General features: G+C 45.5%; 14 protein-coding genes and 1 riboswitch. Of the genes, 11 read left to right on the plus strand and 3 right to left on the minus strand.

Going from position 1 to position 15744, the window contains the following annotated elements:
• Window positions 1–5: 5 nt before the first annotated feature.
• Genes BVI01S_RS10940 through BVI01S_RS10960 form a run of 5 tightly spaced genes read left to right on the plus strand, consistent with a single transcriptional unit; the run spans window position 6 to window position 4719 of the window.
• A complete protein-coding gene (locus BVI01S_RS10940; protein ID WP_061810160.1) occupies window positions 6–1013 on the plus strand; it encodes an ABC transporter ATP-binding protein in 1008 nt (335 codons plus the stop codon).
• Window positions 979–1980 (plus strand): ABC transporter ATP-binding protein, encoded by a 1002-nt coding sequence (locus BVI01S_RS10945; protein ID WP_061810161.1) that lies wholly within the window; start codon window positions 979–981, stop codon window positions 1978–1980. The genes BVI01S_RS10940 and BVI01S_RS10945 overlap by 35 nt, the downstream gene beginning before the upstream one ends.
• On the plus strand, window positions 1977–3590 hold the full coding sequence (locus BVI01S_RS10950; protein WP_061810162.1) for a gamma-glutamyltransferase family protein: 1614 nt from the start codon (window positions 1977–1979) through the stop codon (window positions 3588–3590). The genes BVI01S_RS10945 and BVI01S_RS10950 overlap by 4 nt, the downstream gene beginning before the upstream one ends.
• 38 nt (window positions 3591–3628) lie before the next feature.
• Window positions 3629–4189, plus strand: coding sequence for a chromate transporter (locus BVI01S_RS10955; RefSeq protein WP_061810163.1), 561 nt, complete (start codon window positions 3629–3631; stop codon window positions 4187–4189).
• Window positions 4186–4719, plus strand: coding sequence for a chromate transporter (locus tag BVI01S_RS10960; RefSeq protein WP_061810164.1), 534 nt, complete (start codon window positions 4186–4188; stop codon window positions 4717–4719). Before BVI01S_RS10955 ends, BVI01S_RS10960 begins: the two co-directional genes overlap by 4 nt.
• A gap of 112 nt (window positions 4720–4831) precedes the next feature.
• Here the strand turns inward: BVI01S_RS10960 and BVI01S_RS10965 are convergent, their stop codons facing one another.
• Window positions 4832–6064 (minus strand): dicarboxylate/amino acid:cation symporter, encoded by a 1233-nt coding sequence (locus BVI01S_RS10965; RefSeq protein WP_061810165.1) that lies wholly within the window; start codon window positions 6062–6064, stop codon window positions 4832–4834.
• Window positions 6065–6293: 229 nt separating this feature from the next.
• Window positions 6294–7157, minus strand: coding sequence for a DUF1206 domain-containing protein (locus BVI01S_RS10970; protein WP_061810166.1), 864 nt, complete (start codon window positions 7155–7157; stop codon window positions 6294–6296).
• Window positions 7158–7358: 201 nt separating this feature from the next.
• A riboswitch (cyclic di-AMP (ydaO/yuaA leader) is annotated at window positions 7359–7496 on the plus strand.
• A 125-nt stretch (window positions 7497–7621) separates the two neighbouring features.
• Here BVI01S_RS10970 and BVI01S_RS10975 point away from each other — a divergent pair.
• From BVI01S_RS10975 to BVI01S_RS11000, 6 genes are all read left to right on the plus strand, one after another.
• A complete protein-coding gene (locus tag BVI01S_RS10975) occupies window positions 7622–8278 on the plus strand; it encodes a potassium channel family protein (protein ID WP_034764346.1) in 657 nt (218 codons plus the stop codon).
• Between the two features lie 2 nt (window positions 8279–8280).
• Window positions 8281–9603, plus strand: coding sequence for a TrkH family potassium uptake protein (locus tag BVI01S_RS10980; protein WP_034764343.1), 1323 nt, complete (start codon window positions 8281–8283; stop codon window positions 9601–9603).
• Window positions 9604–9812: 209 nt separating this feature from the next.
• Window positions 9813–10892, plus strand: a complete 1080-nt coding sequence (serC, locus tag BVI01S_RS10985) for a 3-phosphoserine/phosphohydroxythreonine transaminase (protein WP_034764669.1) — start codon at window positions 9813–9815, stop codon at window positions 10890–10892.
• 2 nt (window positions 10893–10894) lie between these two features.
• Complete coding sequence (locus tag BVI01S_RS10990; RefSeq protein WP_034764340.1) at window positions 10895–12070, plus strand: phosphoglycerate dehydrogenase; 1176 nt, start codon at window positions 10895–10897, stop codon at window positions 12068–12070.
• A 215-nt stretch (window positions 12071–12285) separates the two neighbouring features.
• Window positions 12286–12927, plus strand: a complete 642-nt coding sequence (locus tag BVI01S_RS10995; protein WP_061810167.1) for an HD domain-containing protein — start codon at window positions 12286–12288, stop codon at window positions 12925–12927.
• Window positions 12928–12999: 72 nt separating this feature from the next.
• Window positions 13000–13230 carry a CsbA family protein gene (locus BVI01S_RS11000; protein WP_034764322.1) on the plus strand — a complete coding sequence of 77 codons (231 nt, stop codon included), beginning with the start codon at window positions 13000–13002 and terminating at the stop codon, window positions 13228–13230.
• 45 nt (window positions 13231–13275) lie between these two features.
• Here BVI01S_RS11000 and BVI01S_RS11005 read toward each other — a convergent pair whose 3' ends face one another.
• On the minus strand, window positions 13276–15279 hold the full coding sequence (locus tag BVI01S_RS11005) for an N-acetylmuramoyl-L-alanine amidase (protein WP_061810168.1): 2004 nt from the start codon (window positions 15277–15279) through the stop codon (window positions 13276–13278).
• Window positions 15280–15744: the final 465 nt, after the last annotated feature.

A 15744-nucleotide genomic window follows, 5' to 3' on the forward strand; every position in this document is an offset into this window, starting at 1 on the left:
TAAAGATGAAAAAAGATCTATTATCTGTAAAGAACCTAGTCACAGCATTTCGGACAGCAGAAGGTGAAGTGTCTGCTGTTCGGGGGGTATCGTTTTCGATTAAAAAAGGGGAGACCCTATGTGTCGTAGGGGAGTCTGGATGTGGAAAGAGCATTACCTCCCTTTCCGTCATGGGTCTTCTGCCAAGCAATGGTTTCATCAAGGACGGGAGCATTGAATTTAAGGATCGACAATTAAACAGGTTGTCTCAAGAGGAATTAAGAAAAGTGCGGGGAAAAGATATATCAATGATTTTTCAGGAACCGATGACGGCGTTGAATCCTGTTTTGACCATCGGTTACCAATTGAGGGAGCCGCTCATTTTACATCATAAGCTAAATAAATCAAAGGCTCATATACAGGGCATTGAATTGTTGAAACAAGTAGGAATCCCTTATCCTGAAAAAAGAATGAAACAATATCCCCATGAGCTAAGCGGGGGTATGAGGCAGAGAGTCATGATTGCCATATCACTCGCTTGCCACCCTCAGTTACTTATTGCGGATGAACCCACCACTGCGCTGGACGTTACCATTCAAGCTCAGATCCTGGATTTGATACAGGACTTGAAAGATAAGCTTGGCATGGGCGTCATGATGATTACCCATGATATGGGGGTAGTGGCAGAGGTTGCAGATCGGGTGATGGTCATGTATGCGGGGGAAAAAGTAGAGGAGGGATCAGTAGAGTCCATCTTTGAAAATCCGCAGCACCCCTATACAAAAGGATTATTGAATTCTGTACCCAATTTGGATGAACCCGACTTTGAACTTGAGGCGATCCCTGGTTCACTACCTAATATAAATGAAGAAATCAATGGATGTCGCTTTCATCCAAGATGTCCTTATGCGATGGAAAAGTGTGCCGTCCAAATTCCGAAAGATGTTGAATTGCCCGGAGACCATAGAGTGAAATGCTGGCTACAGGAGGTAGACGAAGGTGCCGACAACCGTCAAAAAATCGTCCATACTTAAATTAGAAAGTGTAAAAAAATATTATCCCATCAAAGGTGGATTACTCAAACGAGTTCAAGGCCATGTCAAAGCAGTAGAAGATGTCAGTTTAGAAATGTTTGAGGGTGAGAGTTTAGGTGTAGTCGGGGAATCAGGCTGTGGAAAATCTACATTAGGCCGCACTGTCCTGGGATTGGAGCCTGTGACGGAAGGGAAGGTGATCTTTCGCGAACAGGAGCTTCAGCATTTATCTGAACGTAATCGGCTGCCCTTCAAGAGGCAAATGCAAATGATTTTTCAGGACCCATATGCTTCCCTCAATCCAAGGCAGCGTATAGGGGATGCTCTTGAAGAAGTGTTTATCATGCATACGAAATTGTCCAGCAAGAGTCGTAAAGAAAAGGTAACCGAGTTGCTTAAAGAGGTAGGGTTGAAAGAAGAGCATTATGATCGTTATCCCCATGAATTCAGTGGGGGACAGCGTCAAAGGATAGGAATTGCCCGTGCCATAGCATTGAATCCTTCTGTTGTTATTTGTGATGAAGCCGTTTCTGCCCTGGATGTATCCGTACAGGCGCAAGTTCTGAAGCTATTAAAGACTCTTCAGTCCAAATACGGGCTGACCTATTTATTCATTTCTCATGATCTCGGGGTGGTACGTTATTTCTGTGATCGGGTAATGGTCATGTACTTAGGGAACACTGCTGAACTGGCGACTGCCAAACAGCTTTATGAAAACCCATTGCATCCTTATACGAAAGCACTCTTATCATCCATCCCCCGACCCTCAATCGAGAGGAACAGGAAGAGGATAAGGTTGGAAGGGGAAATACCGAATCCTGCAAATCCTCCTTCTGGATGCGCATTCCATACACGTTGTCCGATTGCTTCGGAGATATGTAAGCAAGAGAAGCCCGTTTGGCGTGATATGGGAGATCAACATTATGTAGCATGTCATCATGTCGAAAAAGGAAGGGAAGTTCTATGAAAATGGATCATTTATATCAACCGTATTCTTCTATACGAAATACCGTTTTTGCGAAGAAAGGAATGGTGGCAACTTCTCAGCCGCTAGCATCTCAGGCAGGATTGGAAATCTTACAAAACGGCGGAAATGCGATAGATGCTGCGATTGCGACTGCGGCTGCGCTGACAGTCGTTGAACCTACATCCAATGGAATTGGCGGCGATGCCTTTGCACTGGTTTGGGTAAAGGGAAAACTGCATGGTTTAAATGCAAGCGGACCTTCACCAAAAAGTATTTCCATTGAAAATGTTAAAAGGAAAGGGCATGAAGGGATGCCTGTGCACGGAGCTGTCCCTATAACCGTTCCAGGTGCCCCTTCAGCATGGGCGGAGCTCTCAAACAAATTTGGTAAGCTTCCATTAAATGAGGTGCTGGCCCCAGCGATTCGATATGCTGAAGAAGGGTATCCAATCAGTCCTGTACTAGGGAAATATTGGGGATTGACTTATGAAAAATTCAGGGAACTGTTTAAAGGTGATCAAAAATTCCAGCCCTGGTTCGATACATTTGCCCCTAATGAGAGGGCTCCTCACATTGGAGAGGTATGGTCATCACCAGGTCATGCCCGGACTCTCAGGTTGATTGCAGAGTCGAATGGAGAAAGTTTCTATAAGGGAGAGCTCGCAGAAAAGATTTCTTCCTATGTCGAGAGGTGTGGCGGTTACCTTTCCAAGGAAGATCTTTCCGCCTATAAAGCCGAATGGGTGACTCCGATATCAACCAACTACAAAGGCTACGATGTGTGGGAGATTCCCCCTAACGGTCAAGGGCTTGTGACTTTGATGGGACTAAATATCGTGCAGGGTTTCCATTTATCAGAAAAAGACGCCGTTGATACATATCACAAACAAATCGAATCCATGAAACTTGCCTTTACCGATGGAAAAGCCTTTATCACAGAAGAAAAGGAAATGCCGGTTTCTGTGGAACACTTGTTATCTGAAGACTATGCAAGCTCGAGGCGTGAAATGATTGAGGAAGAAGCGATCACACCAAAAGAATATCAGCCCCAAAAAGGAGGAACAGTCTACCTGGCCACTGCTGATGAGGAGGGGAATATGGTTTCCTTCATTCAAAGTAATTATATGGGGTTCGGTTCAGGTATTGTGATTCCGGGTACCGGTATTTCCATGCAGAACAGGGGGCATGACTTCTCGCTGGATGAAGAACATCCCAATGCACTCAAAGCCGGAAAGAAAACATATCATACGATCATTCCAGGATTTCTGACGAAAGGGGAAGAGGCAATCGGTCCATTCGGTGTAATGGGTGGATATATGCAGCCTCAAGGACATTTCCAAGTAGTGATGAATACGATCGATTTCCACTTAAATCCGCAAGCTGCACTGGATGCACCGAGGTGGCAATGGGTAAAGGATAAGGAAGTAATCGTTGAACCGGATTTTCCGAATCACATTGCTCAGGCATTAGCGCGGAGGGGGCATCATATTCAAGTGGCGACAGATTCAGGGGCTTTCGGAAGGGGTCAAATCATTTGGCGAAATCCCGTTTCAGGGGTTCTAATGGGTGGTACCGAGTCGAGAACAGATGGTTCGGTTTCAGCTTGGTGATGAATATTTATTGATTGAGTGGAAGAGGGGGTGGCATCATGAAGCAATTGCATATATTCCTTGCTTTTTTTCGAGTGGGAATGTTGGGATTCGGAGGGGGACCTTCCTCCATTCCTCTAGTACACAAAGAAGTGGTGGAGAAGTACAAATGGATGAATGATGATGAATTCTCTGATGTCCTGGCGTTGGGGAATGCCCTGCCGGGACCAATCGCAACCAAGATGGCGGGGTATATCGGATTTCGGGTCGGTGGATTCCTGGGAATGATGAATGCCGTGTTAGCGACGATCATTCCCACCATTATACTGATGGTTTTACTCCTTACGGTTCTGAACACCTATAAAGACAAGAACTGGGTGCAGGGAATGGCAAGCGCAGTAGTTCCAGTAGTAGGTGTTATGCTTGGAGTATTGACGTGGGACTTTGTGAAAAAATCTCAAAAAAATATGGGGTGGAAAGTGACCATTGTTCTGTTGGCGGGAAGTATACTATTACTTTCTGTTTTAGGAGTTCACCCGGCTATCGTGATTGGAGCATTACTGGGGTTTGCCCTACTTGCCCGAAATCCGAGTAAAGAAAAGCAGGTGAAAGCATCATGATATATATCCATATTTTCTTAGCTTTTTTTATTCCCGGGATACTGGGGTATGGAGGGGGACCAGCCTCCATTCCACTTGTGGAAAATGAGGTAGTCGATCGCTATGAATGGCTGACTGTTAACGAATTCAGTGAAGTCCTTGCGCTTGGAAATGCGCTGCCTGGACCTATAGCCACTAAAATGGCAGGTTATATAGGTTATCAACAGGGGGGGATTCTTGGCGCAGGTATAGGGGTGTTTGCGACTGTTGCCCCGTCCTTGATATTGATGATCATGCTTCTTGGATTATTAATGAAATACAAGGATTCACCAAAGGTAAAGCGGATGACAAGTTTGGTTCGGCCAACCATCGCCGTTTTGTTAGGGATCATGACGATTGGATTTTTTATGAATGCATATGAGGGGATCGGAATTGTGCAAACCGGGTTGATTGCAGTCTGCAGCTATGTCCTGCTTCAGAAAATGAAAGTGAGTCCCGCTTACGTAATTGGAGGAGCTTTACTATACGGAGCATGCTTTTTGGGTGTTTAAACTTACCCAACCCTAAAAGTCGGTCGATTAAGAGTAATAAAAATGCTCGTGAAATTTAAAAAGTAAAAAGAAAAAACAAGCCCAAGATAGACTTGTGGCTTGTTTTTTCTTATTAGACCAAGGATGTGTCCTCCACATCCTTCTCCGTTCTATCAATAATCGACGTACCAACCAAATCCCCCGTCACATTCAGGGCCGTACATCCCATGCCGACAAGGGCATCAATCGCCGTCAGGAGTGCAACGGTCTCCATCGGCAGGCCAAGCTGAGCAAAAACGGTGGCAATCATGATGATTCCAGCTCCAGGGACGCCTGCTGTTCCGATGGAAGCCAATGTTCCTACGAGGACAATGACCATCATATCGGTCAGACTCAATGGATCACCGACGACATTGGCAGCAAACACTGCAGATACGGCAATCCGAATCGCAGCTCCATCCATATTGATGGTGGCGCCGAGGGGCAGGCTGAAGCCGTATAAACTTTTTGGCAATCCGAGGTTTTTTGCTGCATTCAATGTTAATGGCAGAGTGCCGGAGCTGCTTTGGGTTACAAAGGCTGTAACCATTGGTGTACGTGCTTGAGCAAAGAACTTGCCGGGACTGATTTTGAATCCAACCAGAGCAATCATATAGATAGCTAATTGGACGAACAAAGCAATATAAAGAACGAGAATCATATTCCCTAATGATACTAATGTGTCGAGTCCCTGATTCCCGACCGTATTTGCCATGATCGCAAAGATTCCGATGGGAACGTATTGAAGGACCACCTTCATAATCGAGAGGGTGGCTTCGTTCAAGCCATTTACGACTTTGTACACATGTTCACCGAGTTCGTGGTATTCCGCTGAAGACCTTAAATATGAAATGGCAATACCAAATACGATCGCTGTAAAGATGATGCCGAGGAGATTCATATCTGTGAATGCCGTGACGATATTATCAGGAATGATATTCAGAAGGACACTGGTGACCCCTGGATTTTCCGGTACCTTGAATTTTTCTGTTGTATCAAGGGTCATCCCTGTGCCGGGATTAAAGATGCTGGCAACGGCAATTCCGACGATGATGGCCAAAGCTGATGAGAATAAGTAGTATAAAAACGTTTTTCCTCCCATTCTTCCAAGTTTGTTAACACTGGCCTGGTTCACACCGACCATCAAGGTAAATAAAATGAGGGGAATGATGAGAAACTTAAGCAGGCGAATTAAAATATCGCCAAGTGGTGAAAGGACAGATGCATCCTTACCGAATATCACACCGACGACAATTCCAAGTACGAGAGCCACGGTTATTTTCATGATAAGGGATGTATTGAGATAACCTCTCCAAAGAGATTTCATTGGTTGACGCCTCCTTATAGTAATAGTAGATTTCCCCAAAAGTCTTAAATATAAAATGCATATATATCTGATTGGTTTAATGAGGATTCAGTCTCATAAGATACAACAGATCATTTGAACTGTCAAAATTTGTGCCTGCAGTGGGAAGCATCAGAAGAGAGGTGGCTTCTGATAAATGAGGAAAGAACGAACAAAAAGGAGCTGCCAAACAGGCAGCTCCTTATAAATCTTAATAAATCGTCATATGACGGTTCTTCCCTTTTAAAATCTGGAAGACACCATATAAAAATAATCCTACTGCAACGATTCCGAGAAGCCATTGTCCGAAAGGCTGCTGAGCGAGTTTAGATAACGCGCCGTCAAGTCCCTTCGTCTTATCCGGGTCCGCCGTGATGGCCGTCTGGATAAAGAAGTATCCGATCAGCAGGAAGACGATTCCACGTGAGTACAATCCAAGTTTTCCCGTTTTTCGTCCAAGTTCCCATTCTTTTTCCGTCATTTCATGGCGTTTGAATTTGTCGGTGTATTTTTCCGTATAAGCTTTATGAATTTCATATAGTGCGAATCCAATGATGATGAGTCCGACAATCCCGACGATCCATTGACCGAAAGGCTGTGCCAATAATTTAGCTGAAAGGGTCTGTTTGGAACCGGATCCGGATCCGGAGCTTTTGGCGTGCATGGCGATGGCAATTGCGTTATAAGTTAAGGAACCATAGGCGATCCCGCTGATTAGATTGGCCAGTCTTCTGAACATGGACTTACCGCCATTTTTTACATGCTCAGGATCTTTGATCACTTGAATGAGCCGCCAAAGGACGATTCCGATCAAGCCCACCCCAAGTATCCAGAGAAGGACTTCCCCGAACGGCTTGCTGGCGACAGCTGTAAAGGCACCGCTTGAGTCTGATGTGCTTCCTCCTATCCCGAGTGCGGCCATGATGGATAATGCCCCGATGAGCATATAGACGATCCCTCTGGAGATATAACCAATTCGTGCAAATCCCTTGATCCAGGGCTTTATGTCATTAGATGAAGCGGATGAACTTTCATTGCTTTCCGTAGATGAAGTAATGGATGAAATCCCTGCCATAAACGTTTCTTCCTTTCTGATTCAAATTTCGTATGACTTATGTATGCTATTCCCTCGATAACGAAAGAACAAACCTATTTAACGAACAGTAAATGTTGGATGAATGAAGATAATTTTACCTGTTTTTCCGGTCAGGATTTTTTGCAAAAAACCTATTTACAACCCCTGTGGAGAGGAGTAATATATCTATCATCAAATGAATATTCTTTATCGCTTAATTCAATTATTGAAGCGGGGGACCCACTAGTTTCAGGGGTGAATCCTTTCTATTGAAAGGTAGGGCTACTTCCATGACCCGAATCCGTCAGCTAACTCCGTAAGCGTATTGGGAGAGGATGATACTTGTGATCTGTAATGAATGACCACAGGCTTAGTTCCTGGTGGTCTTTTTGCGTTGTTTAACATGGTAGTAAAGTCAGGCAGTAATTGGTTAAGCTATAAAAAAGGTTTTGGAGGATTTCATCATGAAAAAGCAGTTTGCCGTTATTGGATTAGGGAGATTTGGAGGGAATTTGGTTCAGGAACTGGCTGATCTGGATGTGGAAGTGCTCGCTATCGATATTCATCATGATGTGGTACAGCACTACATCGACATCGCCACCCACGCGGTGCAGGCCAATGCCATGGATGAGTCGGTTTTGAAATCACTTGGTTTAAGGAACTTCGATCACGTGATCGTATCCTTCGGAGATAATATCGAAGCAAGTATCCTCACTACGCTCCTTCTCAAGGAATTGGGGGTCAAGGAAGTGTGGGTGAAAGCATCGAATTCCTACCATCAGAAGGTGCTCGACCGGATCGGTGCGGATAAGGTCATTCATCCGGAGCGTGACATGGCAAGAAGGATCGCCCACCATATCACGTCTGAAAAGATCATCGATTACATCGAGCTGTCGAAAGAGCACAGCATCGTAGAGGTCTATGCTTCCAAGAAGGTAGCCAATAAAACGTTGAATGAGCTCGATGTCCGTGCGAAATTCGGCTGTAATATCATCGCCATCCATCGGGGGGAAGAAGTCATTGTCTCTCCTTCTGCCGACGAGGTGGTTGAAATAGAGGATCTTCTGATCGTTATAGGACACAACCGGGATATCAATCGATTTGAAAAAGAAGGTGTATAAAGATGAAGCAAAAGGTCATCCGGTTAAGTCCGCCGCAACTTCTTGTTGTGACCTTTCTATTTTTCATCATACTGGGAATGGGGCTCTTAAAGCTTCCTTTTGCCACCACTGAACAGATCTCATGGCTCGACGCATTGTTTACGACCACGTCCGCCATGACGGTGACGGGGCTTGCCGTGGTTGATACGGGAGGGGCTTTCACTCTGTTCGGGGAAGTGGTCGTCATGAGCCTGATCCAGATCGGAGGGCTCGGAATCATGTCCTTCGCGGTCTTGATCTTCATGATGCTTGGTAAGAAAATCGGATTCAAAGAACGGTTACTCCTTCAACAGGCACTGAATCAGACTTCCGTAGGCGGCGTCATAAAGCTTGTGAAATATTTATTTATTTTTTCCTTTATCGTTGAGGGTTTTGCCGTTCTATTATTAGCGACGGAATGGGTACCGGAGTTTGGATGGAAACGGGGCTTGTATGTCAGCATCTTTCATTCTATATCTGCGTTTAACAATGCCGGTTTTTCCTTGTTTTCCGACAGTTTGATGGGATATGTGGGAAGTCCGATCATTAATTTGACCATTTCATTTCTATTTATACTGGGGGGGATCGGGTTCACGGTTCTGGTTGATCTGTGGAAATCCAAAACGATCCGTCAATTATCCCTACACACAAAAATCATGGTCATTGGAACCTTCCTGATCAATGTCATCGCCTTCATGATGATATTCGTGCTGGAATTCAATAACCCGAACACCCTGGCTCAGCTGCCGCTTTCCGATAAGATATTCGCTTCCTACTTTCAAGCGGTCACCCCCCGTACAGCGGGATTCAACTCCCTTGATTACGGAAGCATGGAGCGTTCCACGCTGCTCTTTACGATTTTATTAATGTTTATTGGAGCTGGCAGTGCCTCCACAGGCGGTGGGATCAAGCTCACAACCTTTGTGGTCATTTCACTGAGTATGATTGCCTTTTTAAAAGAAAAAAAAGAAATCCGGATTTTCAGGCGTACAATTGATCAAACACATATTTTCAAAGCATTGGCTCTTTCCATGATCAGCGTGCTGCTGGTGTTCACCGCGCTTTTCTTCCTGGAAATGACGGAGCATGATGTTTCGTTCCTGTCCATTGTGTTTGAAGTAGTGTCTGCCTTCGGTACGGTGGGCTTGTCCATGGGGATTACGGGTTCCCTTTCTGCGATTGGAAAGTGGATCATCATCGTTGTGATGTTCGCAGGTAAACTCGGACCCCTTACACTTGCGTTCTCCCTGTCACGACCTGACAAAGAAAAAATCCGCTATCCGAAAGAAGATATCTTAACAGGTTAAAAGGAATAAAATCGGCTTGTCCGTTTTACCATTATTGGGTGAAGCGGGGAAGTCGATTTTTTTATAAAACCAGCAAGAATTCATCCATGACCACGAATGAGGCTAAAAACCATCTTATTAAGCGTTTTCATCATGAGTTACTGATATTGACGAAAGCGTTGCACGGGATTATACTGTTGAAAAATTCTGAACTTTTGGTGGTGCTGTTGTTGAAGCGTGTGTATAATTTTTCTGCTGGTCCTGCTGTGTTGCCTGAGCCCGTGTTGAAGAAGGTTCAAGATGAGTTATTGAATTATCGGGAAACGGGCATGTCCGTGATGGAATTGAGTCATCGGTCGGCCCCTTTCCAAAATATAATAGAAGAAGCACAAGGCTTACTCCGTGAACTGCTTTCGATTCCTGATGATTATAGAGTGGTCTTCATGCAGGGGGGAGCGTCCCTTCAGTTCTCCATGATCCCTCTTAATCTTCTCGGTGAAGGAGAGGGAGCGGATTACATCGTGACAGGAAGCTGGTCGAAGAAAGCCGTTAAAGAGGCGGAGAAAGTCGGGGATATCCGAACGCTGTCTCTCGCAGAACCCTTTGAGATCCCGGCCTATACGCCAGAAGATTTCTCACCGGATTCAAGTTACGTACATATCACATCGAATAATACAATCGAAGGGACCCGATTTCATGACTATCCTGATACAGGGCGAGTTCCCCTTATAGCCGATATGTCATCCCACATCCTGTCTGAAAAAATAGATGTTTCCTCTTTCGGGCTCATTTATGCCGGTGCCCAGAAGAACCTGGGCCCATCCGGTGTGACCGTGGCCATCATTCGCGACAGTCTGATCGGGAAGGCATCTGATACTTGTCCGACCATGCTGAACTACGAAACATATGTGAAGCATGATTCTCTCTTCAATACGCCACCGACCTTTTCCATCTATGTCCTGAAACTTGTGTTGGAATGGGTGAAAGAGAACGGGGGAGTGGAAGGGATGCAGGAGCATAATGAGAGGAAAGCTGCCCTTCTTTACAACTGTATTGATGAATCATCATTATTTCACAATCCCGTACCTGAGAAAAATCGTTCCTTGATGAACATTCCTTTTACGACAGGCAATGAAGAGCTGGACGCGGATTTTTTAAAGGGAGCCAAGGCGGAGGGGTTTGAATTTTTAAAAGGTCACCGATCCGTTGGCGGGATGAGGGCGAGTCTTTACAATGCCATGCCACTTGAAGGAGTGAAGTCGCTGGTCGATTTCATGAAAAAATTTGAATCTGATCGAGGAGGATGTTGAGAATGATTTCAATCAATACGTACAACGCCATCAGTCAAAGCGGATTATCACTGATCGAGGACGACCTGAACTATCATCTGAATGGAAACGGGGACCCGGATGGAATCCTCGTCAGATCGAAAAACCTTCATGATTACGATTTCCCTGCTTCCGTCAAGGCCATCGCCCGTGCAGGAGCGGGAGTCAATAATATCCCCATTGATCTCTGTACGGAAAAGGGGATTGTTGTTTTTAATACACCGGGGGCCAATGCGAATGCTGTCAAGGAGCTGGTCCTTGCCAACTTGATCGCTTCCTCCCGTAACCTGTATTCTGCCGTCGGCTGGACAAACTCGTTAAGAGAGTCGGAAGAGGATGTCCCGGGTGTCGTGGAAGCGAAGAAAAAGGAATTCGTCGGAAGTGAAATCAAAGGCAAGAAGCTCGGGGTCGTTGGCTTGGGGGCGATCGGTGTCCTCGTCGCAAACGATGCCCTTGCCCTCGGGATGGACGTAGTTGCCTACGATCCATTTATCTCCGTCGATGCTGCATGGCGTTTATCCCAGGATGTGAAGCGGGCCCATCACATTGAAGAGGTATGGGCTGAGTGTGATTTTGTCACATTGCACATCCCTCTGACTGACAAAACCGCAAGCTTTGTAAGCGAAGAAGCATTTGGGAAAATGAAAAAAGGCATGACGATCCTGAACTTTTCAAGAGGTGAGCTTGTGGAAGAGGATGCCATGGCCACTGCATTGGAATCAGGAATCGTCCGGAAATACGTGACGGATTTTCCGAATAAAAAGGTCCTCGCCATGAAAAATGTCGTGCCGGTCCCTCATCTCGGTGCGTCTACCGTCGAATCGGAAGAAAACTGTGCCATCATGGCCACCAAGCAGCTGAAAACCTATCTTGAAACAGGGAATATCAAGCATGCCGTCAACCTGCCGGACGTTGAGCTTCCGTACAGCGGGAAGATGAGAGTGACGGTCATGCATCAGAACATCCCGAACATGGTGGGACAAATCGCCACGGTCCTCTCAGGTTACGCCGTCAACATCGCCGATATGATCAACCGCAGTAAGAACACGTGGGCGTATACCATGATCGACCTTGACCAGAAACTGGCGGAAGATGAACAGGCCGAAGTGAAACAAAAAATGAAAAACATCACCGGCGTCGTTTCCGTGCGTCTCATATAAAGTCAAAAACACTCCTTCATGTGATGAAGGGGTGTTTTTATCAACCCATACTATCCTGAAAAAATATGGACAGGCAATCAAGCACGTATCATTCCACCGTAAAATACCATATTAGTAAGAGAAGTAGAAAAGGATAAGCCACCAATCTTTGCATCGGCCGACTCTCCTTGATACTATTTTCATAAAGTAACCCTAATCAGTGAGAGGAGAATACCATGGGAATTCATCATTATTTTAAAAGCTTATCAGACCTTGAGACACTCATCCGCTGTCCGGGTCGCTTCAAATACCACGAGCATAATGTGGCCAGCCATTCCTTTAAAGTAACGAAAATCGCCCAGTTTCTTGGGACGGTGGAGGAACAGAACGGAAAAGAACTGGATTGGAAAGCCCTCTATGAAAAAGCATTGAATCATGATTATGCAGAACTGTTCACCGGAGATATCAAAACACCCGTGAAATACGCTTCGGGAAAATTACGGGAGCTCTTCAGCCAGGTGGAAGATCAGATGGTGAATAAATTCATCACCACGGAGTTCCCGCCACAATTCCAGGAAGTGTACCGGGAACGTTTTAAAGAGGGGAAGGATGAGACCCTGGAAGGAAGGATTCTATCCGTGGCAGATAAAATCGACCTTTTATACGAGTCTTTCGGTGAAATCCAAAAAGGAAATCCTGAACCATTGTTTATTGAAATTTATCAGGAAGCATTGACCACGATCGTCAAATATAAGGACATGGATTGCGTTCAATACTTCCTCGAATATATCCTTCCTGATATGCTGTCCGAGAAATTCATCCCCCATCATGAACTGAAAGAACGGACACAGAAACTGATCCGGGAGGCTGAAGAATAAGAACCCCCTTTCCAGATAGGGGAAACTTCGGTAGAATATGTGTTATTCCCTTATTTACAAGGAGAGTTGAACGTGTCCAAAATTATTTTAGGCTTATTTTTACCGGGATTGCTTGTCGTTCTGTTCACACGGGTGACGTATAATCATTATGTCGGCTTGATCCTGACCGTTGCCCTCATAGCGGCTTCGGTGTCAAAAGGATATACGGATTCCTGGTTGCTCATAGTCATAGACGCGGCATCGCTCACCGCCGGATTCTGGTATAGTGACCGGATGATGAAAAAAGCGAAGAGAAGTGCATAGGCACGACAAAAAACAAGGCCACCCTTTGGGGACGGCCTTGTTTTTTTATCGTTTATGTTTGGAATCATCCACAACATCCACATCTTCAGCTCTTACAAAGGCAAGACGGTGATTCAGGTGAATCAGATAAAATTCGTCGTCTCCCCAAACGATCTTGTGGGTCGTATCCGGATTGTACGTATAAACCGGTGCGCTGTAGTAGCTTCCTTTCACTTTTTCTGTGGCGACATACTTTTGTCCCGGGGTGAGTGTATATTGAAGTACATCCATCCCTCTAACCGGAATGCCTTCAGGAAATGCTTCTGCTTCGGGGTAAGCCAACCCATAAACAGGGATTTCCGTTTTCCCTTCTTTCGGGGTGACGACGGTCCCTGAACCTTTTGTGGTGTTTTTTCCTTTTGGATTATAGAACCACGCTTTTTGGGCTCCGTACCAGATCGCTGTCCAGTCCCCTTGGTCTTCCGCCTTATAAAACGTTTGACCTGTCACTGCTTTGTTTCCCCAATTAGACGCATCTAAAGGATGGGCATTTGGCAGTGCCGCGTCTTTGATGAGGGGAGCATCAAAGCTTGGCGCACTATACAGGTAGACGAAGTTTGCCGGTTGCTTCGGAACGGGATCGCCCGTCGGTGTCTGAAGATCCGGCATGTTTTTGTTGAAGTTCGGATTGATCTGAACTACGCCTTTTTGCTTCTTCCCCGACTCGAGGGGTGCCCCCAATATCTTCATATAATGTGCCCAATCCCAGAATGGGCCTGGATCCCAGTGCATAGTGGACTGTCTGGCTGCGGATGTACCCGGCACTTCATCATGGGCGATGATATGATCGCGGTCCAACGGGATATTGTACTCCCTTGATAAATGCTTCACTAATCGGGCGGAGGCATGATACAGCTGCTCGTTGTACCAGTCTGCCCCTTCAATGGCGATTCCTTCATGTTCGATCCCGATACTCTTGGAATTGAAATACCAGTTGCCCGCATGCCATGCTACATCTTTATTATCGATCATTTGAGTGATATCGCCATCTGAAGAGCGGATCACATAGTGGGCGGAAGCCTGGGTCGTTTCACGCTGAAACACGGTTTTGGTTAGATCATAGCTGATTTCCGTATCATGGAGGACGATGTACTTGATCTCCTGGTTATCATATGGTCGGTTGGCTTTGTCGTAGTTGCCATAGGATCCTTCATAATAAGTCCCGTCATGATTGATTTTCTTGTAAGCTGCCGGGACAAAGTGGCAGGCGAGGCCTTTCGGACAATCGGCCTTGTTTTCTCCATCGTCTGATTTTAAGTGTAATGGCTTGATGGTTTCTTTATCCGGAGTGACCTGTTTTGGAGCGAGATGGATGGAAGAGCCATCTTCTGTCTTTTTGGCTGCTCCATTGTTGATCGTTTCATACACTCGATCGGCAAAATCCCTTGCTCCTGTTTCGTCAGAAGAACCACTGTATTTGGCAACGGCCCCGTACCAATCGTCAAGGCCCGTAGGCGTTTTACCCACCGTCTGATCCGCATACTTTGCAAGTAAGGCCGCAGCTCCGCGGATGTTTTGTTTTTTATCTCTTTTTAGCTCTCCGGATGGGAGGGAGAGCAAGTCCGCCGCTGCGGTTAATGTGTGAAGGGCAGGATCTGAAAGAGACATATCTGATTGCTTTTCAGTTGGCACAATACCCTGCATGGGAGCGTCTTCTTTTCCAGAGAGAAACATATGAAGCGGAGAGTCCGATGTGTCAGGGTCTGCCAAACTATCTACATTGACATCCGTCAGATGCATCAACCCGTATCCACCGGAAGCGCTTGGCTTACCGTCGTGATGCTCCCATAGGGACATGTTATAACCCACAGCAAGGAGTATTTCAACGGGTACGTCAAATTCTTGGGCGGCTTGTCGGAATGCTTCCTGCAATTCGGAAGAATCCACCGTGGCAGCGTGTGCAATTCCTTGAGAAGAAAGGGATGGGGACAAGGGTGTCGTGGCGGATCCCAGTAAGAACCCCGTTAAACTGAGACTGCCTGCAACTTTCAACCATTTTGATTTTTTCATACATTCCTCCTGTGCATATGTATTTTTGCTGAATCTATTAAAAAGCTTATAGAATAATAGACTGAATAGTCAATCAATTATTGGATATATGCCTAGATGAATAATTCATGAAAAAGATATGTGGGTAGAAATGATTGAATTGTGGATAAAGAGTGAATTATGTGAATAACACAGCATCTCCAATGGTTATTCACAGTTTGAAATCGAATACAAGTGATTTGTTCACAAGAATTTTGACGAATTGTGTATAAGTTTACGTATTTTCCACAAGGTATGCTGACTTATACACATGGTTATACACAGATTGTGCATAGAAATGTTCGAATGGTGTCGAAAAAAGATGGTCAAACCTCTTGGCTCTGTCGAATGTAAAATTCTCAGCGGTTCCTTTCTCAAAATGGAAAGTTATCCACAGTGTTGATAGATTTGGAGGTCCGTCCCTCAAATAAGGAAAACGAACTTTTG

The organism is Rossellomorea vietnamensis NBRC 101237 (genome assembly GCF_001591825.1).
Lineage (GTDB): Bacteria > Bacillota > Bacilli > Bacillales > Bacillaceae_B > Rossellomorea > Rossellomorea vietnamensis.